Source organism: Pinisolibacter aquiterrae (assembly GCF_019160155.1).
GTDB classification, from domain to species: Bacteria; Pseudomonadota; Alphaproteobacteria; order Rhizobiales; family Ancalomicrobiaceae; genus Pinisolibacter; species Pinisolibacter aquiterrae.
On sequence record NZ_JAFNIH010000041.1, the window covers coordinates 71744 to 98163 of the forward strand.

Genomic DNA, 26420 nt, shown 5'->3' on the forward strand with positions numbered 1-26420 from the left:
TCTCAACGAATGGGGGCGGAGAGGGCCTCGGCCTTCGGATCGGCGGCCGCGGCGGGAAGCACGGTCATGCGGACATGACCCTGGAACAGGGCATGATGGCCGTTGTCGGTCAAGTCGAGAGTATCGGCCTCGACATGGGCGGTGGGGCCGCTGATGCGCACGCCCTCGCCCCCGGTGATGCGCCCGCCGACCAGGTCGACGTCGGCGCTGGGGCCTTCCGCGCGCCAGCCGTTGGAGGCCGCCAGCGTGATGCCGCCCTGGAGGTGGAGCGTCTCGCGATTGCCGTCGTAGGTGCCCTCGGCGGAATCGATCTTGACGGAGGTGCCGTCGGCGAGCTCCAGGCGCCCGTCGATCCCTTCCATCCGCACCACCTTGGGATCGGCGATCGACTGGAAGGCGCGGGCGGCGGTGACGTCGTAGGTCCGTCCCTGGGAGCGCCCGGACAGGCGCGGCTCGACCATGGTCAGTCCGTCCTTGGAGAACAGGACGTTGCGCATGTCGACGCCGGAGACCATCTGCATCTTGAACCAGGTGAGCCCGCCGACCAGCGCCAGCGCCGCGATCCCGAACACCGGCAGGACGATCTTGAAGACGCGCACCCGCCGGCTGTGGCGATCGGCCTCGGCATGGGCGCTCGGGCGCACGGCCGCGGGGCGGGCGCCGGCGCCCCCCCGTTCCGTTCCGATCGGCCGCGCCGTCGATGCGTCGTTCATCGTCCCTCCGTTTCGGCCGGCCCCAGAGGGACGCGGACGGCGTGTTTCGATCCGATCAGGAGTGATCGAGGATGTCGCCGTCGGTCCAACCCATCAGGTCGAGTTTCGCACGGGTCGGCAGATAGTCGAAACACGCTTGCGCGATCTCGGTACGGCCCTCGCGCGCCAGGATCGGCTTCTGCTTCTCCACCAGGGCGTGGAGATGGAGAACGTCCGAGGCGGCATAGGAGAGTTGAGCCTCCGAGAGCTCCGGCGCCCCCCAGTCCGAACTCTGCTGCTGCTTCGACAGCTCCACGCCGAGAAGATCGCGGCAGAGATCCTTCAGCCCATGGCGGTCGGTGTAGGTGCGGGTCAGCTTCGAGGCCACCTTGGTGCAGAAGATCGGCTGCGGCATCACGCCGAAGGCGTGATAGAGCGCCGCCAGATCGAAGCGGGCGTAATGGAAGATCTTGACGATCTTCGGGTCGGCCAGCAGCTTTTCGAGATTGGGCGCGCGCTTCTGGCCGATCGCGATCTTGACCACGTCGACGGTTCCGTCGCCCGGCGACAGCTGCACCACGCAGAGCCGGTCGCGATGGGGCATCAGCCCCATGGTCTCGGTGTCGATGGCGACGCTGTCGCGGTAGGCGGACAGATCGGGAAGGTCTTCGTGATGGAAACGAATGGTCATGAACGGCTCGCGGTTCGGGCACGACACCACGGCGTCGGGTTCGACCGAATCCGCCGCGCATCGACATGTTCGTCGCCCTTAGCACGAGTTCGCCGCCGACACGAGCGCATCGGGCGCAGAGCCGTCGTGACGCGGGGGACGGCGGCGGATCCGAGACTCGCGAAAGTCGGTGCTTGCAGACTCCGAGAAAGCAGCGCATTCTTTCTTTAAATCGATTCAACGACATCTTCGCCGACGTGTTCTCACGAACTCTCGTGAGGCTCTTCGACGTCGTTCCGTCGGGAGGCTCCCTCATGAAGACCATCGCCATAGCCGCACTGCTCCTGATCGCCCTGTCGGCGCAGGCCTCCGCCTGGGTCTCCTGTGAGAACGACCGAATCTGTTCCGGCACCCAGATCTGCAAGGACGGCTATTGCCAGGAGAAGCAGGCGGTCGAGCGTCCGCGCCCGACCAAGCCTCCGCTCGTCGATCACAAGACGGTCAGGCCGGACGCCAAGGTCCCCGGACTCGAGACCCAGAAGCCGCGGTGACGCGAACGGTCCGCGTGCCTGCTCCGGCGCGCCCCTCAGGCGGCGTCGTCGGGCAGACGCAGGGCCTGGACCAACGCCGGATCGAGCGTCCCGCCGAGGAATTGCGCCGTGACCCGGTCGACGCTGCCGACGTGGCCGGCGACGAAACCCGCCAGCACGGCGAAGCGCTCGCGCAGCGCCGCCGCGTCGAAGCCGTCCTGCGACGGCCGCGCGGCGGCGAATTCGCCGAGCAGCAGCCGATGTTGCGCCTGATGGCAATGGAGCACCGGCACGCCCTCGCGCTCCATCAAGGCCTCCTCGCGGGCGAAATGGGCGATCACCTCGGCCTCGATCTCTCGAAAGAGATCGGCGAGCGCCGCGTCGGGCGTTGTCGATACGCGCTCGAACATCGGTTCGATCACCGCATGGTCGGCGTCCATCTCAGGGACGCCGAGAACGATCGCCGGATGCATCACGGACCTCTCCTCCCAAGGGTTCGATCCCGGGATCGTGTCGAAGAGTGATGGGGCTCACCTTGACCTTTGATTCCTCGCCCGGAAGAATCGCGCCGTCTCGCGGAACGCGTGGTCGCGGTCGGAACCCGACCGCCGGTCGCGCGTCGTTCCACGAGGCCACGTCCCTCCCGACGCGGCTCCCGCGACTTCTATCCGAGGACAATTCTCCATGACCTTCAAAGGCAAGACCGCGCTCGTGACCGGCTCCACCAGCGGCATCGGACTGGCGGTCGCCACCCGCTTCGCCTCGCTCGGCGCCAATGTCGTCCTCAACGGCTTCGGCGACGCCGCCGAGATCGAGAAGATCCGTTCCGGGCTCGCCGCCGATCACGGCGTCGAGGTCGCCTATGACGGCGCCGACATGTCGAAGCCGGCCGAGATCGTCGCGATGATCGAAAAGGCGATCGCCCGCTTCGGCGGCATCGACGTCCTGGTCAACAACGCCGGCATCCAGTTCGTCTCGCCGATCGAGGACTTCCCCGTCGAGAAATGGGACGCGATCATCGCCATCAACCTGTCGTCGTCGTTCCACACCATCCGCGCGGTGCTGCCGTCGATGAAGGCCCGCGGCTCCGGCACGATCGTCAACATCGCCTCGGCCCATGCGCTGATCGCCTCGCCGTTCAAGTCGGCCTATGTCTCCGCCAAGCACGGCATCGCCGGCCTGACCAAGACGGTGGCGCTCGAGACCGCCGAGACCGGCATCACCTGCAACGCCGTCTGCCCCGGCTACGTGCTGACGCCGCTGGTGGAAAAGCAGATCCCCGACACCGCCAAGGCCCGCAACATGACCGAGGAGGACGTGATCAAGCACGTCATCCTCGAGGCCCAGCCGACCAAGCGCTTCGTCAAGCCGGAAGAGGTCGCCGGCATCGCCGCCTTCCTCGCCGGCCCCGACGCGGTCTCGATCACCGGCGCGATGATCTCGGTCGACGGCGGCTGGTCGGCGCGCTGAGCGCCGACGAGGGATGGAGTGTCGGCGCGCGTGACGCGCCGACGAAGGACGACCCATCGGCGCGTCGCGCGCCGATGGGATCCGTTTCGCTCAGGCGATCTTCTTCAGGCCCGCCATGACGATGCCGGTGGCGGTCTGGGCGGCGAGCGAGATCGAGCGCAGGTCTTCCGGCTCGAGGTTGTGGACATCGGTCTTGCCGGTGCAGCGGGCCATCATCGAACATTCCGAGACGACCGCCTTCAGGAACGACCCGAGCGAGGCCTCCGCCGCTCGGCCCTCGACGCCGTCGAAGACGAGGCCGCCTGGGCCGATCGCCCCACCGAGCGCCAGACCGGCCGCCACGTCGATCGCTCCCGCATTCGCCCCGAGCGCCAGCGCCTTGGCGAGATCGGTGCCGGAGCGCAGGCCCCCGAACCAGATCAACGGGAACCGCTCCTCGGCGCCGAGCGTGCGGAGCAGGCCGACGGCCTTCGGCAGCAGCGACAGATCCGGGGCACCGGCGAGATCGGCCCAGGTGCCGCCGAGGTGACCGGACCCGTCGAGCACGACCAGATCGGCCTTCGCCTCGACGGCGAAGGGTAAGGCCGTCGCCACCGTCTCGGCGGTGACGATCAGACCGACGCGTTGGCCGGGGACGGCGGCCGTCGGCAGCGCGAGGGCGCCGGTGGCACCGGCCCGAACGACGACGGCGGCGGCGCGCGGGTCGACCGCCTCGCCGGGATCGACGATCTGGAGCCACGGCACCCCGGCCCCGACCGGCGCGCGGCCGAGATGGGCCCCGCCCGAGGCCGCGATCGCGTTCGCGACACTCGCGCGGATCGGCTCCGGCGCGGTCTCGAAGCCCGCCACCAGCATCGGCTGGGCGAGATCGAGGCCGGGCCCGAGATCGGTGCGCGCCTTGCAGGCCTCGCGATAGGGGTCGATCACCAGACGGGTGAGGTTCGCCGGCAGGAAGACGAGCTCGTCGAAGGTGGCACGTCCCGCCAGCGGCGCGTGCGGGCGCATCGCCAGCCGTTCCCGCGTGATCGTCGCGAAGTCGGTCGGACCGGCGTCGACGCGGGCCATGCGGAAGATCGCCTCGCGGGTCTTCACCGAATAGTCGGCCGAGCCGGTCTCGGTGTCGCAGCGATAACAGCGCGCCGCCTGCTCGTGCGCGGTGCGGTCGTCGTAATTCGCCTCCGCGTCGGCGAAGGGCTCCTTGCCGAGCCCCAGGAAGGGCGGCTCGGCATGCGGCAGCTTCTCCCACAGCGGATCTTGCGCCACCGGCACGTTGCGGGTGCGATAGGGCACCCGGTACGGCACCGGATGGGCCTCGCCCTCGAGCGCGGCGAGGACGTAATAGGCGGCCTTGTGGCCCTGCGCCATCGCCTGGACCAGGGTCGAGGGACCGAAGGCGGCATCGCCCGCGGCATAGACGCCGGTCATGCGGGTGCCCATGTCGGCGGCGCGGGTGGCGATGATGTCGCCCTCCATCAGGCCGTGGGTGGCGAGTTCCAGGCTCGCCGACTTCTGGCCGACGGCGGCGACCAGAAGCCCGCAGGGGATCTCGAACTCGGAGCCTTCCACCATCGAGAAGGCGCGGCGCCCGTCGGATCCGGCCGCGCCGAGCGCGGTCTTCACACAGGTGATCGAGAGGCCGCCGTCCTTCTCCGAAATCGCCTTCGGCGCGACGTTGTAGAGGATCTCGACGCCCTCGGCGATCGCCGCCTCGAGCTCGTATTTGCGCGCCGGGATCTCGTCCGGACCACGGCGATAGAGGACGGTCACGGTCTTCACGCCGGGCAGGCGCTTGGCCGTGCGGCAGGCGTCCATGGCGACGTCGCCGCCGCCGACCACCACCACGTGCGCCGGCAGGATCGGCCGTTCGCCGCCGTTGATGCGGTTGAGGAAGGTGACGCCGTCCATCACGTTCGCCAGATCGTCGCCGGGCACACCGAGGCGCTTGCCGAGCGAGGCGCCGATGGCGAGCAGCACGGCGTCATGGCTCTGCGAGAGATGGGCGAGCGTGACGCCGCCGGCGCCGAGCGGCGTGTTCAGATGGAGCGTGATGCCGGGGCAGCGCTTCAGGATGCGGTCGACGTCCTCGGCGACGACACCGGGGGGGAGGCGGAAATCGGGGATGCCCCAAGTCGCCATGCCGCCGGGCTTCGACTGGGCCTCGTAGAGGTCGACGGCGTAGCCGGCGAGCGCGATGTCCTGCGCCGCCGTCAGTCCGGCCGGACCGGCGCCGACGATCGCCACGCGCTTCGACTTGGTCACCGGGACCGCCGGCAGTTCGAAGGTCGGCCCGAGGGAATCGAGCACCCAGCGCTTCAGGGCGCGGATCGCCACCGGGCCGTCCGAGGCGGTGCGGCGGCAGGCGGGCTCGCACGGGGCGTCGCAGACCCGGCCGCAGATCGCCGACAGGGGATTGGTGGCGGTGATCGCCTCCAGGGCCGATTCCTTGTCGCCGGCCCAGATCAGGCCGACATAGGAGGCGACGTCGGTGCCGATCGGGCAGGCCACCTGACACGGCGGCGGCTCGTAATGCGGCAGGCCGCTCTGGTCGCCGGCGAGATCGAGGGCGAAAGGCTTGCAGTTTCCCATGGTTCAGGCGACCTCGCGGAACAGCGCCTCGGCCTTGTCGGCCCAGGTGGGATCGTAGGGAAGGCCGGTGATCGCGGCGGCCTCCGGCGTCAGCGCGACGAGGTCGTCGCGCGACAGATCGCGGAAGTCGTCGTAGCCGAGGGCGGCGACGAGGGTGGCGATCTGCCAGCGCACCACCTCGAAGAAACGGGCGATCGCCTTCGACTGGACGTCGATCTGGTAGCGCGCCTCGTGCTCGGGATCCTGAGTGGCGATGCCGACGACGCAGTTGCCGACGTGGCACTGCATGCAGGAGATGCAGCCGCCGGCGATGATCGCCGCCGTGCCCATGGCGACGGCGGAGGCGCCGAGCGCGAGCGCCTTGACCGCGTCGACCCCGTCCTTGATGCCGCCCATCAGGACGATCGGCATGTCGCCCTTGGCGTCGATCTCGCGGAGACCGTCGAGGGCCTCCTGGATCGCGGCCAGCGTCGGGATGCCGACGTTCTCGAGCACTTCGGTCGAGGCCGCGCCGGTCGAGCCCTGGAGCCCGTCGAGCTGGACGAAGTCGAACCCGTCCTTGTAGGCGATCTTGATGTCGTCGCGGACGCGCCCCGCCCCCATCTTGATCGAGATCGGCTTCGAATAGGCGGTCGCCTCGCGAAACTCCTCGACCTTGATGACCAGATCGTCGGCGCCCATGATGTCGGGGTGGCGCGACGGCGAGCGCAAATCGATTCCCTCGGGAATGCCGCGCACCCGCGCCAGTTCCTTGGTCACCTTCTTGGCCATCAGCTGGCCGCCGAGGCCGGGCTTGGCGCCTTGGCTGATGTAGATCTCGATGCCGTCGGCGCGGCGCATGTCGTGGATGTTCCAGCCGAGACGCCCGGACAGGCACTGGAAGATCAACTGTTTCGCCTCGGCGCGCTGCTCGTCGAGCATGCCGCCCTCGCCGGTGTTCTCGACGATCCCGGCGAGCCGCGAGGCGCGCGCCAGGGCGATCTTGGTCGATTTCGACAGCGCCCCGTAGCTCATCGGCGCGATCATCACCGGCATCGACAGCTCGAGCGGCTTCGCCCCGTGGCGATCGCCGATCTTGGTGGCGAGTTTCACCTTGGCGAGCGCGTCGGAGGCGGCGGCGACGCGGGCCGGATCGATCTTCAGCGCGATGTCGCCGAAGTGCGGCACCGGCTTGGAGGCGCCGTAACCGCGGATTCGGTAGCGGCCGATCAGGCTCTTGGCGTGGATGTCCTCGGCGACCTTGGCGTTCCAATAGGTGTCGGCTTCCGAGAACACCGTGTGCGGCAGCGGCCGCGACACCGGCTCGTTGACGCCGTAGCGCAGTTTCGTGCCGGCGTTGACGATCTTCTTGAAGGTGCCGGAGAAGTCGATGCCGTATTTGGTGAGGAACGCCTTGACCGAGGCGATGTCCGCCTCGCTCGGCTCGACGAGCTTGGCGTCCGAGCCGAGGCTCTGCACCTCGCCGCCGACGTAGATCTCGCCGGCCGACATGTCCTCGCCGACCCGCTCGCCGGAATTGCCGAGGATGATGATGCGGCCGCCGTACATCATGTAGCCGGCGAGGAAGCCGGCGTTGCCGCAGGCGAGCAGCGTTCCCGCCTTCATCACCTGCCCGCCGCGCGAGCCTAGGTTGCCCTTGACCACCACCTCGCCGCCGCGCAGCCCCACACCGGCGATGGCGCCGGCATTGCCGCCGACGATCACCGCGCCCTCGTAGAGACTGTCGCCGACGCCCCAGCCGACGTTGGAGTCGATCTCGAAGCGGGCGCCGTGCGAGAGACCGGCGCAGAAATAGCCGGCCGAGCCGCGCACCTTCACGGTGACCGGGGCGACCAGACCGACGCCGATGTGGTGGCGGGCGTCGGGGTTCAGAACCTCGATGTCCTCGCCCCGTTCACCGGCGGCGCCGAAGGCCGCGTTGGCCTCACGGACGGAGAGTTTGCTCAGATCGATCGTGACCACGTGCGGAACGTCCCCGGCGCAGGCTCGGTGGTGGAAAGGGGGCGACCGGGGAAGAGCCGGTTCAGCGACACTTCCTCGGAGGCGATGGCGACGAGGCCGTCGTCCTCGAACATGACCATGGGTTTGGCGGCGAGACGGTCCTTGGCGAAGCCGATGCCGTCCTTGGTGGAGACCAGGAAGGAGAAGGTGCCGTCGAGGTCGTCGACCGACTGTTCGAGCGCGGTCTCGAGCTTCACGCCTTGCGCCAGCTTGTCGGCGACATAGACCGCGATCAGCTCGCTGTCGTTGTCGGTGCGGAACTCGAAGCCGCGCGCCTCGAGACGGCGGCGCATCTTCCAATAGTTGGTGATCTGCCCGTTGTGGACGATCGCGACGTCGGCGAAGCCGGTCGCCCAGAACGGATGCGCCGATTCCGGCTTGACGTCGGACTCGGTCGCCAGCCGCACGTGGCCGATGCCGTGGCTGCCGCGGATCTCGCCGATGCGATAGGTGGCGTCGAGGTCGTGGCTGGTGCCGACGTCCTTGACGATGTCGAGCGCGGTGCCGATCGAAACGAGCTTGGCGGCATGTTCCATCGCATAGGAGAAGGGGCGGATCTCGCCGTCGTAATGGACGTCGACGACGAAGGTGGCGCCCTCGCGCCTCTCCTTGGCGATGGTGGCGCCGTGCTCGGCGAGCGCCGCGCGGATCCGGGCGATCGAGCCCTCCGCGTCGTCCTCGACCAGGAAGCGCAGGCGAAGCCCCTCGACGTCGTCCTCGTAGAGGGCGAAGCCGGTCGAATCCGGCCCGCGATGCTGGCAGCCGTCCAGCATGTCGACCAGCGCTCGGCCCAGGACCTGGTTCGAGCCCGGCGTCTTGAAGAAGATCCCGGCGATGCCGCACATGGGCGTGTCTCCGATCGGGGTGTGGGATGGAGACGACCCTAGGCGTGGGCGTCGTTCTCGTCAACATGGGTGAATGAATTTTCCTGTCAGGAATTTTCGAGAGGCGACCGGCCTTCATTCGCCGCCGTTCGCCCTCTCGGCCGCGCGCGAGCGCGCGGCCGGATCCGGATCAATACGGATCTCGGCGACGAGCCGGGTTCGATCTGCCCAAGAAGGCGCCAGATTGTGCAAAATTTCCGCGAACTATCCTTCGCAGAAATTTTGTTTCCTCGTGGTGGATGTGGTTTCCTGTCCAGCGAGACGGACGGATCGGGGCGGGGCTCGGGTCGTCCGAACGCATGCGCCAGCGAGGACCTCCCATGACCGCCGACCTTTCGCAGATCGCCGCCGACCGAGGCATCAAATATTTCCTGATCTCCTACGTCGATCTGTTCGGTCATCTCCGCGCCAAGCTGGTGCCGGCCGCGGCGATCGGTCAGATGCAGAGGAACGGCGCCGGTTTCGCCGGTTTCGCCACCCATCTCGACATGACTCCGGCCCATCCCGACACGCTCGCCGTGCCCGATCCGGCGAGCCTGATCCAATTGCCGTGGAAGCGTGAGGTGGGTTGGCTCGCCGCCGATCTCTGGTGCGACGGGGCGCCGGTGCCGGACGCGCCGCGCAACTTGCTGAAGAAGCAGATCGCGGAGGCGAAGAAGCTCGGTCTCCAGATGAAGACCGGCGTCGAGTGCGAGTTCTTCCTTCTGACCCGCGACGGCAAGAGCCTCGCCGACGGCGCCGACGAATACCCGAAGCCCTGCTACGACCAGATGGCCCTGATGCGCCAGTTCGACCTGATCGAGGCGATCTGCGACGGCATGCTCGAGCTCGGCTGGCGGCCCTATCAGAACGACCACGAGGACGCCAACGGCCAGTTCGAGATGAATTGGGAATACGACGACGTCCTCGTCTCCGCCGATCGCCACGTCTTCTTCAAATACATGACCAAGACGCTGGCCGAGCAGGCTGGCTGGCGGGCGACCTTCATGCCCAAGCCCTTCAACGATCTGACCGGCAACGGCTGCCACATGCACGTCAGCCTGTGGAAGGACGGGGTCAACGTCTTCGACGATCCCACCGGCGAGCTCGGCATGAGCGCGATGAGCTACCAGTTCCTCGGCGGCGTCATGCATTCGGCCGCCGATCTCTGCGCGATCTTCAATCCGACCGTCAATTCCTTCAAGCGGATCAACGCCTCGATCACCGCCTCGGGAGCGACCTGGAGCCCCAACACCATCACCTACACCGGCAACAACCGCACCCACATGGTGCGCATCCCCGAGGCCGGCCGCTTCGAGTTCCGCCTGATGGACGGCGCCACCAACCCCTATCTCGCCCCGGCCGCGCTGCTGATGGCCGGTCTCGACGGCCTCGCGAAGGGCCGCGATCCCGGCGAGCGCCTCGACATCAACATGTACACCCACGGCCACACGCTCCAGAACGTCCGCAAGCTGCCGCTCAATCTCCTCGACGCGTTGCGCCTGATGGAGAAGTCCGACGTGGCGCGCGCCGGCTTCGGCGACGCCTTCGTCGACAGCTACGTCAAGCTGAAGATGGAATCCTGGAACGCCTTCATGTCCCATGCCTCGACCTGGGAACGGCTCCACACGCTCGACTGTTGATCTCCCCGGCGCCTTCCGCCAAGAGTTCTCCCCGCCGCCCGCGAGGGCGGCGGTCGCCGCCTCACGTCCCCGCTCTTCATACGGATCCCGCTCCATGACCGCGCCTCACGAGACCCACGTCCTGACGATCTCCTGTGCCGACACCGTCGGCATCGTCGCCGCCGTGTCGGGTTTTCTCGCCGGTCGCGGTCTCTTCATCACCGAATCCGCCCACTACGGCGACGAGGAGACCGGCCGCTTCTTCATGCGCACGGTGTTCCGGCTCGGTGAGGGTCAGGGGCCGATCACCGATCTGAAGGCCGCCTTCGGCGCCATCGCCGAGCGTTTCGGCATGGACTGGGCGATCCGCGATCTCGCGAAGAAGCCGCGGGTGATGATCCTCGTCTCGAAGTTCGATCACTGCCTGAACGACCTGCTCTACCGCTATCGCACGGGGACCCTGCCGATCGAGATCCCGGCGGTCGTCTCCAACCATCCCGACCTCCAGCGCGTGGTCGAATGGCACGGCATCCCCTATCACCACTTGCCCGTCACCAAGGAGACCAAGGACGCCCAAGAGGCCAAGATCCTGGAGATGGTCGATCGGCTCTCCATCGATCTGGTGGTGCTCGCCCGCTACATGCAGGTGCTCTCGCCGGCGATGTGCGCGGCGCTGGCGTGGCGGACCATCAACATCCACCATTCCTTCCTGCCGAGCTTCAAGGGCGCCAAGCCCTATCATCAGGCCCACAAGCGCGGGGTGAAGATCATCGGCGCCACCGCGCACTACGTCACCACCGACCTCGACGAGGGCCCGATCATCGAGCAGGGCGTCGAACGCGTCGACCACACCCAGACCGCCGAGGATTTCGTGGCGATCGGCCGCGACATCGAGAACGTGGTTCTGGCGCGGGCGGTGCAGTTCCACGTCGAGCACCGCGTCATCGCCAACGGCGCCAAGACGGTGGTGTTCCGCCGCTGACGGCTCACGCCTCCCCGGTGCAGCGCCCGGCCTCCCAGCCGAGGATCGCCCGTTTGCGTGCCAAGCCCCAGTGATAGCCGGTGAGGCTGCCGGAGCGGCCGATCACCCGGTGGCACGGCACCACGAAGGAGATCGGGTTGCGCCCGACCGCCGCCCCGACTGCGCGGCTCGCCTTGGGGCTGCCGATCGCCTCGGCGATGTCGGAATAGGTGGTGGCGCGGCCGAAGGGGATGGCGAGCAGGGTGCGCCACACCCGGATCTCGAAGTCGGTGCCGATCAGAACCACCCGGAGCGGACTGTCGGGACGCCACCGCTCCTCCTCGAAGATGCGTCGCGCATGCATCTCCGTGAAGGCGTCGTCACGCAGGTGCCGCGCCGCCGGCCAGCGGGCGAGGAGATCGTCGAGCGCCGCCTCCTCTTCGCCCGGATCGGCGAAGGCGAGCCCGGCGAGCCCGTGGTCGGTCGCCACGATCACGGCGACGCCGAAGGGCGAGGCATGGAACCCGTGCCGCATCAGGAGGCCGGCCCCGCGCGCCTTGAAGGCGCCGGGCGTCATCGCCTCGTGGGTGACGAAGAGATCGTGCAACCGGCCCGGACCGGAGAGGCCGACCTCGAGCGCGGTGTCGAGCACCGAGGCGGCGTCCTCGAGCAGGCGCTTGGCGGCGTCGAGGGTGATCGCGGCGAGGAACTGCTTCGGCGTGATCCCGGCGAAGCGGGCGAAGAGGCGGGTGAGCTGGACCGGCGACAGGCCGACCGCGGCGGCGATCGCGTCCGTCGAGGGCTGATCGGTGCGCGCCTCGGTGATGAAGGCGATCGCCCGGCGGATGCGCAGATAATCGGCGACGCGGTCGGTCTCGTCGAGGGCGGTGAGGGGGAGGTCGGTCATCGGCGTCTCGGGGTTGGGAGAGGCGAGCTTAAGGCCGCCGCGACCCGGGCGACACCCGATTTTCGACCGCGTGGATTGAGCCGGCGGGATCGCCGGGCTAGGAACGGGGGACCCGGAGATCGCCCATGCCCGCCGCGCCGAAATCACCCGCCCCGTCGAAGAAGCCCACGAAGAAGAAACCCGCCCGCTCGCTCTATTCCAAGGCCGAGATCGAGGCGCTGTTCCGCCGCTTCGCCACCGCCGAGCCGGAGCCGAAGGGCGAGCTCTATGCGGTCAACACCTTCACGCTGCTGGTCGCGGTGGTGCTCTCCGCCCAGGCGACCGACGCCGGGGTGAACAAGGCGACGCCGGAACTCTTCCGCCTCGCCGACACGCCGGAGAAGATGGTCGCCCTCGGCGAGGATCGGATCCGCGATCTGATCAAGACCATCGGCCTCTTCAAGACCAAGGCGAAGAACGTCTTTCTCTTGTCGAAGATGTTGGTGGAGGAGCACGGCGGGGTCGTGCCGGACACGCGCGAGGCGCTCCAGGCCCTGCCCGGGGTCGGGCGCAAGACCGCCAACGTGGTGCTCAACATCGCCTTCGGCCAGCCGACGATCGCCGTCGACACCCACATCTTCCGCCTCGCCAATCGCCTGGGGCTCGCCCCGGGCAAGACGCCCGAAGAGGTCGAGGCGCGGCTGGCGGCGCTGATCCCCGAGCCTTACGTGCGCCATTCGCACCACTGGCTGATCCTGCATGGCCGCTACGTCTGCAAGGCGAGGAAGCCCGAGTGCGAGCGTTGCCTGATCTCCGACTTGTGCAAATGGCCGGAGAAGACCGCGAATGCGCCGGCGATGCCGGTCGCCTTCGGCGCGGCGGCGGTGAAGGGCGAGGCCGAGTGAGCGACGGCAAGCCCGGCCGGGCGTCCGCCGGTCAGGCCGTGACGCTCATCCAATTCCGACAAGTCCGAATTGGATGAGCCCAGGATCAGGGATCGCTCAGCTCTCGCCGCTGCGCGAATAGACGATCACCGACAGGAGCCGGATCGGCAGTTTCCTGAGCTCCTCCGGCCCGTGCGGCGCGTCGGCGTCGAAGAACAGACTGTCGCCGGCGGCCATGTCGTAGAGCTTGTCGCCGTGGCGATAGCCGACCTCGCCCTCGACGATGTAGATGAATTCCTGCCCCGCGTGCTGAAAGATCGGGAAGACGTCCGAGGTCTCGGTCAGCGTCACCATGTAGGGCTCGACCACCAGCGACTTGCCGATCGAATGGCCGAGCAGGTGATACTGGTGGCCCGCGCGCGTGCCGCGCCGCTCGATCGCCAGCCCCTCGCCCGCCTTGACGAAGGTGGCGTCGCGCTGCTCCTCGAATTTGCGGAAGAAGGCGGTCACCGGCACGTTGAGCGCGCCGGAGAGCGCCTGGAGCGTGGCGAGCGACGGCGAGGTCTGGCCGTTCTCGATCTTCGACAACATCCCGGCCGAGAGCCCGGCCTGCCGCGACAGGTCGGCGACGGTCATGCCGAGCTTCAGGCGATATTCGTGGACCTGACGGCCGATCGCCACCTCGAGCCGGTTCTCGCGCGCGCCCGTGACGGCGTGCGGGTTCTGTTGCATGTCCTTGGTCGGCACGGGCGGGTCCGTTCGTTTCATCCGAGGAAACACTCTAGGGCATTGCGCGCCCGCGTCCACCCTCGATCCCCACAGCCGGGGCCTCCGCCTGCCGCCCCGAGGCGGCGCGTTCGCCCGACGGCGTCCGCCCGAAGCGGGTCCGATAGACCCGCGCGAAATGCCCCGGCGCCGCGAAGCCGCAGGCGACGGCGATCTCCGCGACCGAGAGGCTGGTCTGGCGCAGCAGCGTTCGCGCCCGGTCGAGCCTGAGGCCGAGATAATGATCGCCCAGCGTCGAGCCGAGATGGCCGGCGAAGAGCCGCTCCAATTGGCGCACGGTGACGCCCGCGATCGCCGCCAGCGCCTCCCGCCCGACCGGCTCCTCGATCCGCTCCTCCATCACCGCCAGGACCTTCAGCAGGCGGTCGTTGGTGGTGCGCCAGCGTTCCCTTAAGGAAAGCCGCTGCGCGTCGTCGCCGGAGCGCGAGCGGGTATGGAGATACCAGTCGCAGACCCGGAGCGCGAGATCGGCGCCGTGGCGCCGGCCGATCAGCTCGACCATCATGTCGAACGAGGCGAGCCCGCCGGCGCAGGTGATGCGGTCGCGATCGATCACCCACAAGGAGCGCTCGAGCGCCAGATCGGGAAACTCCTCGAGGAGCGCCGGAATGTGCTCCCAGTGAATGGTGGCGCGCCGCCCGTGCAGAAGCCCGGCGCGCGCCAGGATCCACGCCCCGCCCGACATGCCGCCGATCGTCACCCCGGCCGCCGCCAGCGCCCTGAGCCGCGCGAAGGTCGGCTTGTGGTCGAACTCGGCCGGATTGCCACCGGCGCACACCATCACCAGATCGAGCCCGCCCGCCGCCTCGAAACCGAGATCGGGCGTGATCGTCACCCCGCTCGACGAGGCGACCGGCGCCCCGTCGATGCCGAGATGCGACCACGCATAGAGCGGCTCGCCGGTCAGCGTCACCGCGGCGCGCAGCGGCTCGACCGCCGAGGCATAGGACATCAGCGGAAAGCCCGGCACCAGCAGGAAACCGACCCGGTGGGGCCGGTCGGCGCGCGCCGTTGCAACAGGGGAGGGGGGCGTCGTCACGGATGTCGCATCCAGTTCGATCGGGGTCGCTTCGGGGCAGGTTAACAGGCCGCCGCCGGGATCACCATGGGGCTCGCCGCGTTGCGGCAGACCCGAGGCCGAACCGGACCCGCCGATGCGCTATTCGCTCCTCAACGTGATCGTCAACGGACTGACGGGCAACCGCTTCACCGGCCCCGCCTGGCGCGACGCCGCCCCGAAACCGGCCTACGACGTGGTGATCGTCGGCGGCGGCGGCCACGGCCTCGCCACCGCCTATTACCTCGCCAAGGAACACGGCATCCGCAACGTCGCCGTGCTGGAAAAGGGTTGGATCGGCTCCGGCAACGCCGGCCGCAACACCACCATCTTCCGCTCCAACTATCTGCTTCCCGGCAACCAGCCCTTCTACGAATGGTCGGTGAAGCTGTGGGAAGGGCTCGAACAGGAGCTGAACTACAACGTGATGGCGTCGCAGCGCGGCATCGTGAACCTGATCCATTCCGACGCCCAGCGCGACGCCTATGTCCGGCGCGGCAACGCCATGCGGCTCTCCGGGGCGGATGCCGAACTGCTCGATCGCGAGCAGGTCCGCGCCATGATGCCCTTCCTCGATTTCGACAATGCCCGCTTCCCGATCAAGGGGGGCCTGATGCAGGCCCGCGCCGGCACCGCCCGTCACGACGCGGTGGTCTGGGGCTATGCCCGTGGCGCCGACGCCCTCGGCGTCGACATCATCCAGAATTGCGAGGTCCGGGGCTTCACCCGCGACGCCGCCGGCCGCGTCACCGGCGTCGAGACGACGCGCGGCACGATCGGCGCGAAGAAGGTGGCGCTCGCCGTCGCCGGCTCCTCGTCGCGGCTGGCCGCCAAGCTCGATCTCCGCCTGCCGATCGAGAGCCAGGTGCTCCAGGCCTTCGTGTCGGAGGCGATCAAGCCGCTGGTGCCGGGCGTCGTCACCTTCGGCGCGGGGCATTTCTACATCTCCCAGTCCGACAAGGGCGGCCTCGTCTTCGGCGGCGACCTCGACGGCTACAATTCCTACGCCCAGCGCGGCAATCTGCCGGTGATCGAGGACGTCTGCGAGGGCGGCATGGCGGTGATGCCGCTGATCGGCCGCCTCAAGCTGCTGCGCCAATGGGGCGGACTCTGCGACATGTCGATGGACGGCTCGCCGATCATCGACGTCGGCCCGCTGCCCGGCCTCTATCTCAACACCGGCTGGAGCTACGGCGGCTTCAAGGCGACCCCGGCCTCCGGCTGGTGCTTCGCCCACACCATCGCCCGCGACGAGGCCCATCCGCTGTCGGCCGCCATGCGGCTCGATCGCTTCGCGACCGGATACGTGATCGACGAGAAGGGGGTCGGCGCTCAGCCGAATCTGCACTGATGAGGATCGACTGCCCCTATTGCGGCTCCCGCGACGCCCACGAATTCGCCTATCTCGGCGACGCCACCCTCACGCGCCCCGACCCGGCGGCGCCGAACGCCGCCGAGGCGTTCCACGACTGGGTCTATCTGCGCGACAATCCGGCCGGCCCCCATTCCGAGCTCTGGTATCACGCGAGCGGCTGCCGCCGCTGGGTGGTGGTGGCGCGCGACACCCTGACCCACGCGGTCGGCCCGACCCGTTTCGCCTGCGCCGCCGCCGAGCCCCGTGAAGGAGACGCCCGATGAGCCGCCTCGCCCGGGGTGGTCTGATCGACCGCGCCCGCCCCTTCGCCTTCACCTTCGACGGCCGCCCCTACCAGGGCTTTCAGGGCGACACGCTCGCCTCGGCGCTCCTCGCGAGCGACGTGAGGCTCGTCGGCCGGTCCTTCAAATATCATCGCCCGCGCGGCATCGTCGGCTGCGGCACCGAGGAGCCCAACGCGCTGGTCGAACTGCGCACCGGCGCCCGGCGCGAGCCCAACGCCAAGGCGACCACGGTCGAGCTCTTCGACGGGCTCGACGCGCGGAGCCAGAACGCCTGGCCCTCGCTCGCCTTCGACGCGATGGCGGTCAACGGCCTGCTCTCGCCCTTCTTCGGCGCCGCCTTCTACTACAAGACCTTCATGTGGCCGAAGGCGGCCTGGGAGAAGCTCTACGAGCCGATGATCCGCCGCGCCGCCGGTCTCGGCCGCACCGCCGAGGCCCCCGACCCCGACGCCTACGACAAGGCCCATGCCTTCTGCGATCTCCTGGTGATCGGCTCCGGTCCGTCGGGCCTGACGGCGGCGCTGACGGCCGCGCGCTCCGGCGCCCGCGTGATCCTGGCGGAAGAGGATTTCCGCTTCGGCGGACGGCTCCTGAGCGAGAGGACCGCGATCGATGGGGCCGCGCCGCTCGCCTTCGTCGATCGCGTGCTCGCCGAACTGGCGAGCCTTCCCAATGTGCGCCTGATGAGCCGCACGAGCCTCTTCGGCGTCTATGACGGCGGCACCTATGGCGCGCTCGAGCGCCTCGCCGATCACCTTCCCGTCCCCGCGCCCTTCCAGCCGCGCCAGCGCCTGTGGAAGATCGTCGCGAAACGCGCGGTGCTCGCCGCCGGCGCCCTCGATCGGCCGATCGTCTTCGGCGGCAACGACCGCCCCGGCGTCATGCTGGCGCAGGCCGTCGAGACCTTCGTCGCCCGTCACGCGGTCGCGCCGGCGAAGACCATGGCCGTCTTCGCCAACAACGACGCCGCCTGGACGACCGCCTTCGCCGCCCATGACGCCGGCCAGAACGTCGCCGCGCTGATCGACACCCGCCGCGACGTCGCTCCCGGTCTCCTGGCCGGCGCGAAGGCGCGCGGCCTGCGGACCCTCCTCGGCGGCGAGGTGATCGCCACCAAGGGCAAGACCCTCACGTCCATCGAGGTCGCCGTCGGCGGCAAGGTCGAGCGCATCGCCGTCGACGGGCTCGCCATGTCCGGCGGCTTCTCGCCCGCCGTCCATCTCACATGCCACCACGGCGGCCGCCCGGTGTGGAACGACGCCCTCGCCGCCTTCGTGCCCGGCAACTGCCCGCCCGGGCTCACCGTCGCCGGCGCGGCGGCGGGAGCCTATGCGCTCTCCGCCTGTCTCGAGACCGGCGCCGCCGAAGGCGCCAAGGCCGCCGCCGATCTCGGCTTCGCCGTCCCCGCCGTCGACGTGCCGAAAGCGGAGGATGCCCCGACGGCCCTCGCGGCCTTCTGGTATGTCGAGGGCTCGAAGGGCATGGCTTTCGTCGACTTCCAGAACGACGTCGCCGCCAAGGACGTGAAACTGGCGGCCAAGGAAGGCTTCACCTCGGTCGAGCACCTGAAGCGCTACACCACGCTCGGCATGGCGACCGACCAGGGCAAGCTCGCCAACGTCCCCGGCCTCGCCATCCTGGCCAAGGTCACCGGCCGCACCATTGCCGAGACCGGCACGACGCTCTTCCGCCCGCCGTGGTCGCCGGTGACGCTCGCCGCCTTCGCCGGCCATCATCGCGGGCAGGACTTCCGCCCGGCGCGGATCACGCCGACCCATGCCCTCGCCGAGGAGCTCGGCGCCGTCTTCGTCGAGGCCGGCCCCTGGCTGCGCGCCTCCTATTTCCCGAAGGCCGGCGAGACCGATTGGCGCGCGACCGTCGCCCGCGAGGTCGCGGCGGTGCGCGAGGGCGTCGGCCTGATCGACGTCTCCACCTTCGGCAAGATCGAGCTCTGCGGCCCCGACGTCGGCCTCCTGCTCGACCGGGTCTATGCCAACACCTTCTCCACGCTCGCCGTCGGCAAGGCGCGCTACGGCGTCATGTGCCGCGAGGACGGCATGGTGATGGACGACGGCACCACGGCGCGGCTCGGCCCGGATCGCTGGATCATGACCACCACGACGGCGAACGCGGCCAAGGTCCACCAGCATCTCGAATTCTGCCTCCAGGTTCTGTGGCCGGATCTCGACGTGGTCACCGCCTCGGTCTCCGAGCGCTGGGCGCAGATCTCGATCTCCGGCCCCAAGGCGCGCGACACCCTCGCCCGCGTCCTCGACGAGGACGCCGTGATCGCGCCCGAGGCCTTCCCCTACATGGGGGCGGTCGAGACCTCGGTCCTGGGTGGGGTGACGGCGCGCCTCTTCCGGCTTTCCTTCGCCGGCGAACTGGGCTGGGAGATCGCGGTTCCCGCCGATCGCGGCGAGGCGCTCGCCCGCGCCCTTCTCGCCGCCGGTGCCGAGTTCGGCATCACCCCCTATGGGCTCGAGGCGCTCGCGGTGATGCGCATCGAGAAGGGCCACGTCTCCGGCCCCGAACTGAACGGCCAGACCACCATTGCCGATCTCGGCATGGGCCGCATGGCCTCGACCAAGAAGGATTGGATCGGCCGCGTCATGGCGGGCCGCCCCGGCCTCGTCGATCCGAACCGCCCCGGCTTCGTCGGCTTCCGCCCCGTGGATCGGTCGCAGCGGCTTTCCGCCGGCGCCCATCTCCTGGAACAGGGCGCGGCGGCGGCGACGGCGAACGATCGCGGCTGGATCTCCTCGGCCACCTGGTCGCCGACGCTCGGTCACGCCATCGGCCTCGGCTTCCTCGCCGGCGGCGCCGCGCGCATCGGCGAGGTGGTCCGCGCCTGGGACGGGTTGCGCGGCACCGACGTCGCGGTCGAGGTCTGCGCCCCGGCCTTCTACGATCCGGAAGGAGTGCGTCTGCGTGGCTGATCTCTTCGCTCACCTCCCCGCCTCGAAAGCTCCGGCGCCCGGCCGTCACGGCGCCCCCATCGATCCGCCCGGCGTCACCATCGCCACGCAGGACGTCGCCGTCGTCACGGTGATCGCCCGGCCCGGTCGCGCCGAGGCGGCGATCGCCGGCCTCGCCGCCCGTTTCGGCGCGGCGCCGCGCGACGCCGCCGTCCTGACCCGGACGGAGACGGTCGACTTCGTCGGCATCGCCCCCGGCCGGTGGACGGCGCTCGCCGCCGAGCCGTCCGCGACCCTGGTCGCGGCGCTCGAGGACGCGCTCGGCGAGACGGGATACGTCGTCGATCAGTCCGGCGGTCAGGTCGTGCTCGCCCTCGACGGCCCCGCCGTTCCCGACCTCCTGACGAAGCTGGTGGCGATCGATCTCGATCCCGTCGCGGCGCCCCTCGACGCCGCGCCGACCACCGTGCTCGCCCATGTCGGGGCGACGCTCCTGCCGGGGGGGACGGCGTCCGCGTGGCGCCTGATCGTCGGCCGGTCCTACCTCGCGGCGGCCCTGCGCCTCCTCGTCGCCTCGGCCGCCGAGAGGGGGTGCGAACTGCGCGTGTGACGGCGGATCGCGGCGGTTTCGATGCGCCGCCGCAACGCCGGACAAAACTTACGAAGTCGTGATCGAACCGTCATGTACTTCGCCGGGCTCCGACCCTATGAGGGACGTACGGCACGCCTCTGGGTCGGGGGCGCGTCCGACCTTCGTCGGACCCTCGGAGACGCCTCGATGTCCCTGGACCTGTTCGTTCGCCCGCGTCGTGGCGTTCGGATCGCTCGTGCCTGTGCCCTTCTCGCCGCCGTCTGGGCCGTCTTTCCACCGACCTTCGTGGCCTACGCGGCCGAGCCGGCCAAGCCCGCCGCCGAGGCTGCGAAGCCCGAGGCTCCGAAGCGTCCGGCGGCGCCGGTGCGCGTCGTCGCGGCGCGCGCCGCCGACGTGCCGGTGGTGCTCGATCTGGTCGGCACCACGCAGGCCGTCGCCTCGATCCCGGTCAAGACCCGCGTCGACAGCCAGATCGAGAGTGTCGGCGTCGCCGAGGGCGACCGGGTCGAGGCCGGGCAGGTGGTGTTCACCCTCGACAGCCGCGCCATCCGCGCCCAAGCCGCCCAGGCCCGCGCCGTGCTCGCCCGCGATCGCGCCCAACTGGCGCTGGTCCAGTCGGACCTCGAACGCACCGAGCAACTGGTCGCCAGCCGCACCAAGTCGAACCGCGACCTCGAGTCGGCCCGCACCCTGGTCGCCGCGCAGGAGGCGACCATCGACGCCGATCAGGCCGCCCTCGACAATCTCGAGGTCCAGGCCTCCTACTGCATCATCCGCAGCCCGATCGCCGGCCGCGTCGGCTCGCTGCCGTTGAAGCCGGGCTCGTCGGTGCGCGCCGCCGATTCCACCGTGCTCGCCACCATCAATCAGCTCGACCCGATCCATGTCGCGGTGGCGGTGCCCCAGGCCATGGTCGGCCGTCTGCGCGCGGCGCTCGGGCGCGGCGAGGTGCCGGTCGAGGTCGGCCTGCCCGGCGGGTCGGAGCGCGAGCCCCGGGTCGGCCGCGTCGCCTTCATCGAGAACGCCCTCGACGCCACCACCGGCACGCTCGGCGTCAAGGCGCTGGTCCCGAACGCCGACGAACGGCTGCTGCCGGGCGAATTCGTCCATGTTCGTCTGCGCCTGCGCAACGACCCCGGCGCGCTGGTCGTCCCGGCCGGTGCGGTGCAGATCGGCCAGAAGGGCGCCTATGTCTGGGTGATCGGCGAGAAGGGCACGGCCGAGGTCCGCCCGATCGTCGTCGACCGCACCGTCGACGGCGCGAGCGCGGTGAGCAAGGGCCTCGCCGCCGGAGATCGGGTCGTCACCGAGGGACAATTGCGGCTGGCGCCCGGGGCGACGGTCGAGATCCTCGCCGACGCGCCGGCCGGCCCCAAGTCGGGGTCGTGACGCCCATGTCGATCTCGGCTCCGTTCATTCGCCGGCCGGTCGCCACCATCCTGGTGATGGTCGCCTTCCTCGCCGCCGGCCTCTTCGGCTATCGCCAATTGCCGGTCGCCGCCGTGCCGCGCGTCGATTTCCCCACCATCTCGGTGACGGCGAAACTGCCCGGCGCCAGCCCCGAGACCATGGCGAGTTCGGTCGCCTCGGTGCTGGAGCGCCAGTTCTCCGGCATCGCCGGCCTCTCGGCCATGTCCTCGACCTCGGTCACCGGCTCGTCCAACGTGACGCTCCAGTTCGATCTCGGCCGCGACATCGACGGCGCCGCCCTCGACGTCCAGGCGGCGATCGGCGCCGCCCAGCGCCAGCTGCCGGGCGAGATGAGCGAACCGCCGAGCTTCCGAAAGGTCAACCCGGCCGACCAGCCGATCCTGTTCCTGGCGTTGAAGTCCGATCTCCTGAGGCTCTCCGACGTCGACGACTACGCCGAGACCACCATCGCCCAGCGCCTCTCGACGCTGCCCGGCGTCGCCCAGGTCAACGTCTACGGCGCCCAGAAATACGCGGTGCGCATCAAGGCCGACCTCGACGCGCTCGCCTCGCGCGGCCTCACCGTCGACGACCTCAAGACGGCGGTCGCCAGCGCCAACACCAATTCGCCGGTCGGCGCCCTGACCGGCCCCGACCGCACCGTGACGCTCGCCGCGACCGGCCCGATCGATCGCGCGGCGGGCTATATGCCACTGATCGTCTCCTGGCAGAACGGCGCCCCCGTCCGCCTCGCCGACGTGGCGGAGGCGCGCGACAGCGTCGAGAACGACAAGGTCGCCGCCTGGCTCGACGGCACCCGCGCCATCATGCTGGCGATCCAGCGCCAGCCCGACGCCAACACCGTCGAGGTGGTCGACCGCATCCGGGGCATCCTGCCCAAGCTCACCGCCGACATGCCGCCGGCGATCGACCTCCAGGTGATGCAGGACCGCTCCCAGTCGATCCGCGCCTCGATCGAGGACGTGGAACTGACGCTGGCGATCTCGATGGCGCTGGTGATCGGCGTCATCTACCTGTTCCTGAAGTCGGCCCGCGCCACCATCATCCCGACGCTCGCCCTGCCGGTGTCGTTGATCGGCACATTCGCCGGCATGTACCTGCTCGGCTTCTCTCTCGACAACATCTCGCTGCTGGCGCTGACGCTCGCCGTCGGCTTCGTCGTCGACGATGCCATCGTCATGCTCGAGAACGTCATGCGTCACGTCGAGATGGGCGAAAAACCGATGCGCGCCGCCTTCCTCGGCTCGGCCGAGGTCGGCTTCACCATCGTCTCGATGACGCTGTCGCTGGTGGCGGTGTTCATCCCCGTCCTCTTCATGGGCGGCGTGGTCGGGCGCATGTTCTTCGAGTTCGGCCTCACCATCACCCTGGCGATCCTGATCTCCGGCGTGGTCTCGCTGACCCTGACGCCGATGCTCGCCGCCCGCATCATCGACGAGAACCACCTCCACAAGCGTCCGAACTTCGTCGTCCGCGCCTTCGACGCCGTCTTCACCGTGGTGACGCGCTTCTATTCCTGGTCGCTGGATTGGGTTCTCAAGGCCAAATGGGCGATGCTGGTGGTGCTCCTCGCCACCGTCGCCTGGACCGCGATGCTCTATCGCGACACGCCCAAGGGCTTCTTCCCGCAGGAGGACACCGGCCTCCTCACCGGCTCGACCCAGGGTCCCGACGACGTCTCCTTCACCGCCATGGCCGAGCGCCAGAAGGCGGTCGCCGCCATCGTCGCCGCCGATCCCGACGTCGTCAGCGTGATGTCGACCGTCGGCGCCGGTTCCGCCAGCGCCAACCAGAGTTCGGGCCGCATGTTCGTCCAGCTGAAGGCGAAGCCCGAGCGCAAGTCCTCCTCGAACGAGGTGATCGCGCGGCTGCGTCGGGCGACCGCCAAGGTGCCGGGCATCAACGCCTTCTTCCAGAACGTCCAGAACATCAACATCGGCACGACCTTCAGCCGTGCCCAGTGGCAGTACACCGTCCAGGCGACCGACTTCCAGGAACTGCGCGAGATCGCCCCGAGGCTCGAACAGGGCATCCGCCGCATCCCCGGCGTGGTCGACGTCTCCTCCGATCTCCAGGTGCGCGGCCGGCAAGCGATCGTCGACATCGACCGTGATCGTGCCGCCCGGCTCGGCCTCACCGTCGATCAGCTGCGCTCGCGCCTCTATTCGGCCTATGGTTCGCGCGTCGTCTCGACCATCTTCACCGACACGGCCGCCTATTCGGTGATCCTGGAGGCGGGCGAGGACTTCACCACCAGTCCCGACCTGCTGCGCCGGCTCACCATCCGCACGCCCTCGGGCATGACGGTGCCGCTCGACGCGGTGGCGAGTGTGCGCGAGGCCCCGGCGCCGACGTTGGTGACCCACAAGGGTCAGCTGCCGGCGGTGACGATCTCCTTCAACCTCCAGCCGGGCACGGCGCTCTCCCAGGCCGTCGAGGCGATCCAGGGCATCGAGCACGACGTCGGTCTGCCGGCGACCGTCCAGACCGGCTTTTCCGGCACGGCGCAGGTGTTCCAGGACGCCGTCGCCGGTCAGGGCATGCTGATCTTCGCGGCGGTGCTGGTGATCTACATCGTGCTCGGCATCCTCTACGAGAGCTTCGTCCATCCGCTCACCATCCTCTCCGGCCTGCCGGCGGCGGGTATCGGCGCGCTCCTGACGCTCCAGTTCTTCAAGCTCGACCTCTCGGTGATCGCCATGATCGGCATCGTCATGCTGATCGGCATCGTCAAGAAGAACGCCATCATGATCGTCGACTTCGCGGTCGAACGCCGCGCCTCCGGCCTCTCGGCGGTGGAGGCGGTGCACGAGGCCTGTCTCCTGCGCTTCCGGCCGATCATGATGACCTCGCTCGCGGCGATCCTCGGCACCCTGCCGATCGCGCTCGGCATCGGCGCCGGCGCCGAGCTGCGCCAGCCGCTCGGCCTCGCGGTGGTCGGCGGTCTGGTGGTGTCGCAGATCCTCACCCTCTACATGACCCCGGTGGTCTATCTGCTGCTCGATCCGCTGACCCGGTCGCGGCGGGTCCATCTCGACGAGGCCGATCCCGAGGCGGCGTGAGGCGGGTCGCGAAGGACGACCGAGGGCCGAGACCGCGCGTCCGTGTTTCGGCCCATGGGAAGACGCCGCCGACGTGCTTAAATTCGAGACGGCGTCGCCGCGATGGGCGTGGTCGCACGCCGGCCCGATGACGAGGCGCGCCATGACCGACGACGGGACCCTCCCCATCCTCCGCTTCCACGGCGCCGCCGGTACGGTGACCGGCTCCTGCCACGCGATCGAGATCGGCGACCGCCGCATCCTCGTCGACTGCGGCCTCTTCCAGGGCTCCAAGACCGAGAAGGAGCTGAACTATCGCGCCTTCCCGTTCGAGGCGCGCAGTGTCGACGCGGTGGTCCTGACCCATGCCCACATCGACCATTCCGGCCTCTTGCCGAAACTGGTCGGCGACGGCTTCCGCGGCCCGATCTACGCGACGCCGCCGACCATCGACCTCGCCGCCGTCATGTTGCCCGACAGCGGCCACATCCAGGAGATCGAGGTCGAGCGCCTCAATCGCCGCAACGGCCGTCGCGGCCGCGCCGCCGTCGCGCCGATCTATACCGCCGACGACGCGATGGCGACGATCGAGCGCTTCCGCGCCGTCCCCTTCGAGACCTGGCGCGAGATCGTCCCCGGCATCCGCATCCGCTTCTGGAACGCCGGCCACCTGCTCGGCTCGGCCTCGGTCGAGATGGAGATCGAGACGCCGGCGCGACCCCTGCGCCTCCTCTTCTCCGGCGACGTCGGCCCCGCCCACAAGCTGCTGCAACACGATCCGGTCGCGCCGAAGATCTGGGACTATGTGATCTGCGAATCGACCTACGGCGACGTCGACCGCGCCGACGTGACCGAGGAGCACCGCCGCGCCACCCTGAAGGCCGAGGTGAAGGCCGCCTGGCGCGCCGACGGCGTGCTGCTGATCCCCTCCTTCGCGGTCGAGCGCACCCAGGAGCTCCTCGCCGATCTCGCCCTGCTGATGGATCGCGGCGACGTGCCGAAATGCCCGATCTACATCGACAGCCCGCTCGCGACCCGCGCCAGCGAGGTCTTCCGCCGTCATGCCGGCGAGCTCGAGGAGGGCGGCCGGCTGATCCGGGCGATGGAGGCCCATCACATCCGCTTCACCGAGACGGTCGCCCAGTCGATCGCCCTCGACGACATCCACGATTTCCACATCGTCATCGCCGCCAGCGGCATGTGCGAGGCCGGCCGCATCCGTCATCGCCTGAAGAACTGGCTGTGGCGCGAGGAGGCGACGGTGCTGCTGGTCGGCTATCAGGCCGCCGGCACCCTCGGCCGCATCCTCGAGGAGGGCGCGAGCGAGGTCCGCATCCAGGGCGACCCGATCCGGGTGCGCGCCCGCATCCGCAGGCTCGATCTCTACAGCGGCCACGCCGACGGGCCGGAGCTGGCCGAATGGGTCCGCCATCGCCTCCCCGTCGAGGGCGGCGTCTTCCTGGTCCACGGCGAGGAGGAGGCGATCGCCGGGCTGCGGGCGCGCATCGAGGCCTTCTATCCCGCCGGCCGGATCCTCGCCCCCTCGCTCGACGGGGCCTACCGGCTGGAGATCGGCGGCGCCGTCGACGTCGGCGATCCGACCCGTCCGCCGCGGATCGATCCGAACCGCTCCGGCCATCCCGATTGGCACAACGACTGGCAGTCGCTGCTGCTCGATCTCGAGGCGCAATTGGCCGGCGCCGCCGACGATCGAGCGCGCGGCGTGGTCATCCGCAAGATCCGGCGCGCGCTCGAGGACGCGTGATACCGG

At 69.5% G+C, this 26420-nt stretch carries 21 protein-coding genes; 12 read left to right on the forward strand and 9 right to left on the reverse strand.

The genetic code is table 11. The features are described from left to right. Positions 1-2 precede the first annotated feature (2 nt). Positions 3-713 (reverse strand): hypothetical protein, encoded by a 711-nt coding sequence (locus J3S89_RS15835; protein ID WP_217928704.1) that lies wholly within the window; start codon positions 711-713, stop codon positions 3-5. Positions 714-768: 55 nt separating this feature from the next. Continuing rightward, entirely contained in the window at positions 769-1383 is a 615-nt protein-coding gene (locus tag J3S89_RS15840) for a ribonuclease D (RefSeq protein ID WP_217928705.1), read from the reverse strand. A 293-nt stretch (positions 1384-1676) separates the two neighbouring features. On the opposite strand from J3S89_RS15840, the gene J3S89_RS15845 reads away from it, so the two are divergent. Next, the gene (locus J3S89_RS15845; protein ID WP_217928706.1) at positions 1677-1913 is read left to right on the forward strand and encodes a hypothetical protein; all 237 of its coding nucleotides are present in this window, start codon (positions 1677-1679) and stop codon (positions 1911-1913) included. A 35-nt stretch (positions 1914-1948) separates the two neighbouring features. On the opposite strand, the gene J3S89_RS15850 is transcribed toward J3S89_RS15845, so the two are convergent. Then, positions 1949-2365 (reverse strand): bacteriohemerythrin, encoded by a 417-nt coding sequence (locus tag J3S89_RS15850; RefSeq protein ID WP_217928708.1) that lies wholly within the window; start codon positions 2363-2365, stop codon positions 1949-1951. 211 nt (positions 2366-2576) lie between these two features. Between J3S89_RS15850 and J3S89_RS15855 the strand changes: the two genes are divergently transcribed. After that, entirely contained in the window at positions 2577-3362 is a 786-nt protein-coding gene (locus J3S89_RS15855) for a 3-hydroxybutyrate dehydrogenase (RefSeq protein ID WP_217928710.1), read from the forward strand. A gap of 90 nt (positions 3363-3452) precedes the next feature. On the opposite strand, the gene J3S89_RS15860 is transcribed toward J3S89_RS15855, so the two are convergent. Genes J3S89_RS15860 through J3S89_RS15870 form a run of 3 tightly spaced genes read right to left on the reverse strand, consistent with a single transcriptional unit; the run spans position 3453 to position 8794 of the window. Next, the gene (locus J3S89_RS15860; RefSeq protein ID WP_217928712.1) at positions 3453-5948 is read right to left on the reverse strand and encodes an FAD-dependent oxidoreductase; all 2496 of its coding nucleotides are present in this window, start codon (positions 5946-5948) and stop codon (positions 3453-3455) included. Positions 5949-5951: 3 nt separating this feature from the next. Further along, positions 5952-7910: a glutamate synthase-related protein gene (locus J3S89_RS15865; protein WP_217928714.1), complete on the reverse strand. Its 1959-nt coding sequence runs from the start codon at positions 7908-7910 to the stop codon at positions 5952-5954. Continuing rightward, on the reverse strand, positions 7892-8794 hold the full coding sequence (locus J3S89_RS15870; protein WP_217928715.1) for a class II glutamine amidotransferase: 903 nt from the start codon (positions 8792-8794) through the stop codon (positions 7892-7894). The genes J3S89_RS15865 and J3S89_RS15870 overlap by 19 nt, the downstream gene beginning before the upstream one ends. A gap of 359 nt (positions 8795-9153) precedes the next feature. Here J3S89_RS15870 and glnT point away from each other — a divergent pair, with 359 nt between their 5' ends. After that, positions 9154-10455: a type III glutamate--ammonia ligase gene (glnT, locus tag J3S89_RS15875; RefSeq protein WP_217928716.1), complete on the forward strand. Its 1302-nt coding sequence runs from the start codon at positions 9154-9156 to the stop codon at positions 10453-10455. A gap of 94 nt (positions 10456-10549) precedes the next feature. After that, positions 10550-11416: a formyltetrahydrofolate deformylase gene (gene purU / locus J3S89_RS15880; protein WP_217928717.1), complete on the forward strand. Its 867-nt coding sequence runs from the start codon at positions 10550-10552 to the stop codon at positions 11414-11416. Positions 11417-11420: 4 nt separating this feature from the next. Here the strand turns inward: purU and J3S89_RS15885 are convergent, their stop codons facing one another. Further along, a complete protein-coding gene (locus tag J3S89_RS15885; protein WP_217928718.1) occupies positions 11421-12302 on the reverse strand; it encodes a methylated-DNA--[protein]-cysteine S-methyltransferase in 882 nt (293 codons plus the stop codon). A 125-nt stretch (positions 12303-12427) separates the two neighbouring features. Between J3S89_RS15885 and nth the strand changes: the two genes are divergently transcribed. Next, positions 12428-13186 carry an endonuclease III gene (gene nth / locus J3S89_RS15890; protein ID WP_217928719.1) on the forward strand — a complete coding sequence of 253 codons (759 nt, stop codon included), beginning with the start codon at positions 12428-12430 and terminating at the stop codon, positions 13184-13186. Between the two features lie 96 nt (positions 13187-13282). Here nth and J3S89_RS15895 read toward each other — a convergent pair whose 3' ends face one another. Beyond that, positions 13283-13933, reverse strand: coding sequence for a helix-turn-helix domain-containing protein (locus tag J3S89_RS15895; protein ID WP_217928720.1), 651 nt, complete (start codon positions 13931-13933; stop codon positions 13283-13285). Positions 13934-13946: 13 nt separating this feature from the next. Then, complete coding sequence (locus J3S89_RS15900; RefSeq protein WP_230489197.1) at positions 13947-14990, reverse strand: GlxA family transcriptional regulator; 1044 nt, start codon at positions 14988-14990, stop codon at positions 13947-13949. A gap of 115 nt (positions 14991-15105) precedes the next feature. Here J3S89_RS15900 and J3S89_RS15905 point away from each other — a divergent pair, with 115 nt between their 5' ends. The 7 genes from J3S89_RS15905 (at position 15106) to J3S89_RS15935 (ending at position 26414) form a co-directional block, all read left to right on the forward strand. Next, positions 15106-16359: a sarcosine oxidase subunit beta family protein gene (locus J3S89_RS15905; protein WP_217928721.1), complete on the forward strand. Its 1254-nt coding sequence runs from the start codon at positions 15106-15108 to the stop codon at positions 16357-16359. After that, positions 16359-16646 carry a sarcosine oxidase subunit delta gene (locus tag J3S89_RS15910; protein WP_217928722.1) on the forward strand — a complete coding sequence of 96 codons (288 nt, stop codon included), beginning with the start codon at positions 16359-16361 and terminating at the stop codon, positions 16644-16646. The genes J3S89_RS15905 and J3S89_RS15910 overlap by 1 nt, the downstream gene beginning before the upstream one ends. Further along, positions 16643-19606 (forward strand): sarcosine oxidase subunit alpha family protein, encoded by a 2964-nt coding sequence (locus J3S89_RS15915; protein ID WP_217928724.1) that lies wholly within the window; start codon positions 16643-16645, stop codon positions 19604-19606. Before J3S89_RS15910 ends, J3S89_RS15915 begins: the two co-directional genes overlap by 4 nt. Continuing rightward, the gene (locus J3S89_RS23200; protein ID WP_217928726.1) at positions 19599-20195 is read left to right on the forward strand and encodes a sarcosine oxidase subunit gamma family protein; all 597 of its coding nucleotides are present in this window, start codon (positions 19599-19601) and stop codon (positions 20193-20195) included. Before J3S89_RS15915 ends, J3S89_RS23200 begins: the two co-directional genes overlap by 8 nt. 168 nt (positions 20196-20363) lie before the next feature. Continuing rightward, positions 20364-21566, forward strand: a complete 1203-nt coding sequence (locus tag J3S89_RS15925; RefSeq protein ID WP_217928727.1) for an efflux RND transporter periplasmic adaptor subunit — start codon at positions 20364-20366, stop codon at positions 21564-21566. 5 nt (positions 21567-21571) lie between these two features. Continuing rightward, positions 21572-24670, forward strand: coding sequence for an efflux RND transporter permease subunit (locus tag J3S89_RS15930; protein WP_217928728.1), 3099 nt, complete (start codon positions 21572-21574; stop codon positions 24668-24670). A gap of 142 nt (positions 24671-24812) precedes the next feature. Then, positions 24813-26414, forward strand: coding sequence for an MBL fold metallo-hydrolase RNA specificity domain-containing protein (locus J3S89_RS15935; RefSeq protein WP_217928729.1), 1602 nt, complete (start codon positions 24813-24815; stop codon positions 26412-26414). The last annotated feature ends 6 nt before the right edge of the window (positions 26415-26420 follow it).

Bases quoted from the DNA above. Each gene is read 5' to 3' on its own strand.
- J3S89_RS15835 (WP_217928704.1), bottom strand. From the start codon at position 713: ATGAACGACGCATCGACGGCGCGGCCGATCGGAACGGAACGGGGGGGC.
- J3S89_RS15840 (WP_217928705.1), bottom strand. From the start codon at position 1,383: ATGACCATTCGTTTCCATCACGAAGACCTTCCCGATCTGTCCGCCTAC.
- J3S89_RS15845 (WP_217928706.1), top strand. From the start codon at position 1,677: ATGAAGACCATCGCCATAGCCGCACTGCTCCTGATCGCCCTGTCGGCG.
- J3S89_RS15850 (WP_217928708.1), bottom strand. From the start codon at position 2,365: ATGCATCCGGCGATCGTTCTCGGCGTCCCTGAGATGGACGCCGACCAT.
- J3S89_RS15855 (WP_217928710.1), top strand. From the start codon at position 2,577: ATGACCTTCAAAGGCAAGACCGCGCTCGTGACCGGCTCCACCAGCGGC.
- J3S89_RS15860 (WP_217928712.1), bottom strand. From the start codon at position 5,948: ATGGGAAACTGCAAGCCTTTCGCCCTCGATCTCGCCGGCGACCAGAGC.
- J3S89_RS15870 (WP_217928715.1), bottom strand. From the start codon at position 8,794: ATGTGCGGCATCGCCGGGATCTTCTTCAAGACGCCGGGCTCGAACCAG.
- glnT (WP_217928716.1), top strand. From the start codon at position 9,154: ATGACCGCCGACCTTTCGCAGATCGCCGCCGACCGAGGCATCAAATAT.
- purU (WP_217928717.1), top strand. From the start codon at position 10,550: ATGACCGCGCCTCACGAGACCCACGTCCTGACGATCTCCTGTGCCGAC.
- J3S89_RS15885 (WP_217928718.1), bottom strand. From the start codon at position 12,302: ATGACCGACCTCCCCCTCACCGCCCTCGACGAGACCGACCGCGTCGCC.
- nth (WP_217928719.1), top strand. From the start codon at position 12,428: ATGCCCGCCGCGCCGAAATCACCCGCCCCGTCGAAGAAGCCCACGAAG.
- J3S89_RS15895 (WP_217928720.1), bottom strand. From the start codon at position 13,933: ATGAAACGAACGGACCCGCCCGTGCCGACCAAGGACATGCAACAGAAC.
- J3S89_RS15905 (WP_217928721.1), top strand. From the start codon at position 15,106: ATGCGCTATTCGCTCCTCAACGTGATCGTCAACGGACTGACGGGCAAC.
- J3S89_RS15910 (WP_217928722.1), top strand. From the start codon at position 16,359: ATGAGGATCGACTGCCCCTATTGCGGCTCCCGCGACGCCCACGAATTC.
- J3S89_RS15915 (WP_217928724.1), top strand. From the start codon at position 16,643: ATGAGCCGCCTCGCCCGGGGTGGTCTGATCGACCGCGCCCGCCCCTTC.
- J3S89_RS15925 (WP_217928727.1), top strand. From the start codon at position 20,364: ATGTCCCTGGACCTGTTCGTTCGCCCGCGTCGTGGCGTTCGGATCGCT.
- J3S89_RS15930 (WP_217928728.1), top strand. From the start codon at position 21,572: ATGTCGATCTCGGCTCCGTTCATTCGCCGGCCGGTCGCCACCATCCTG.
- J3S89_RS15935 (WP_217928729.1), top strand. From the start codon at position 24,813: ATGACCGACGACGGGACCCTCCCCATCCTCCGCTTCCACGGCGCCGCC.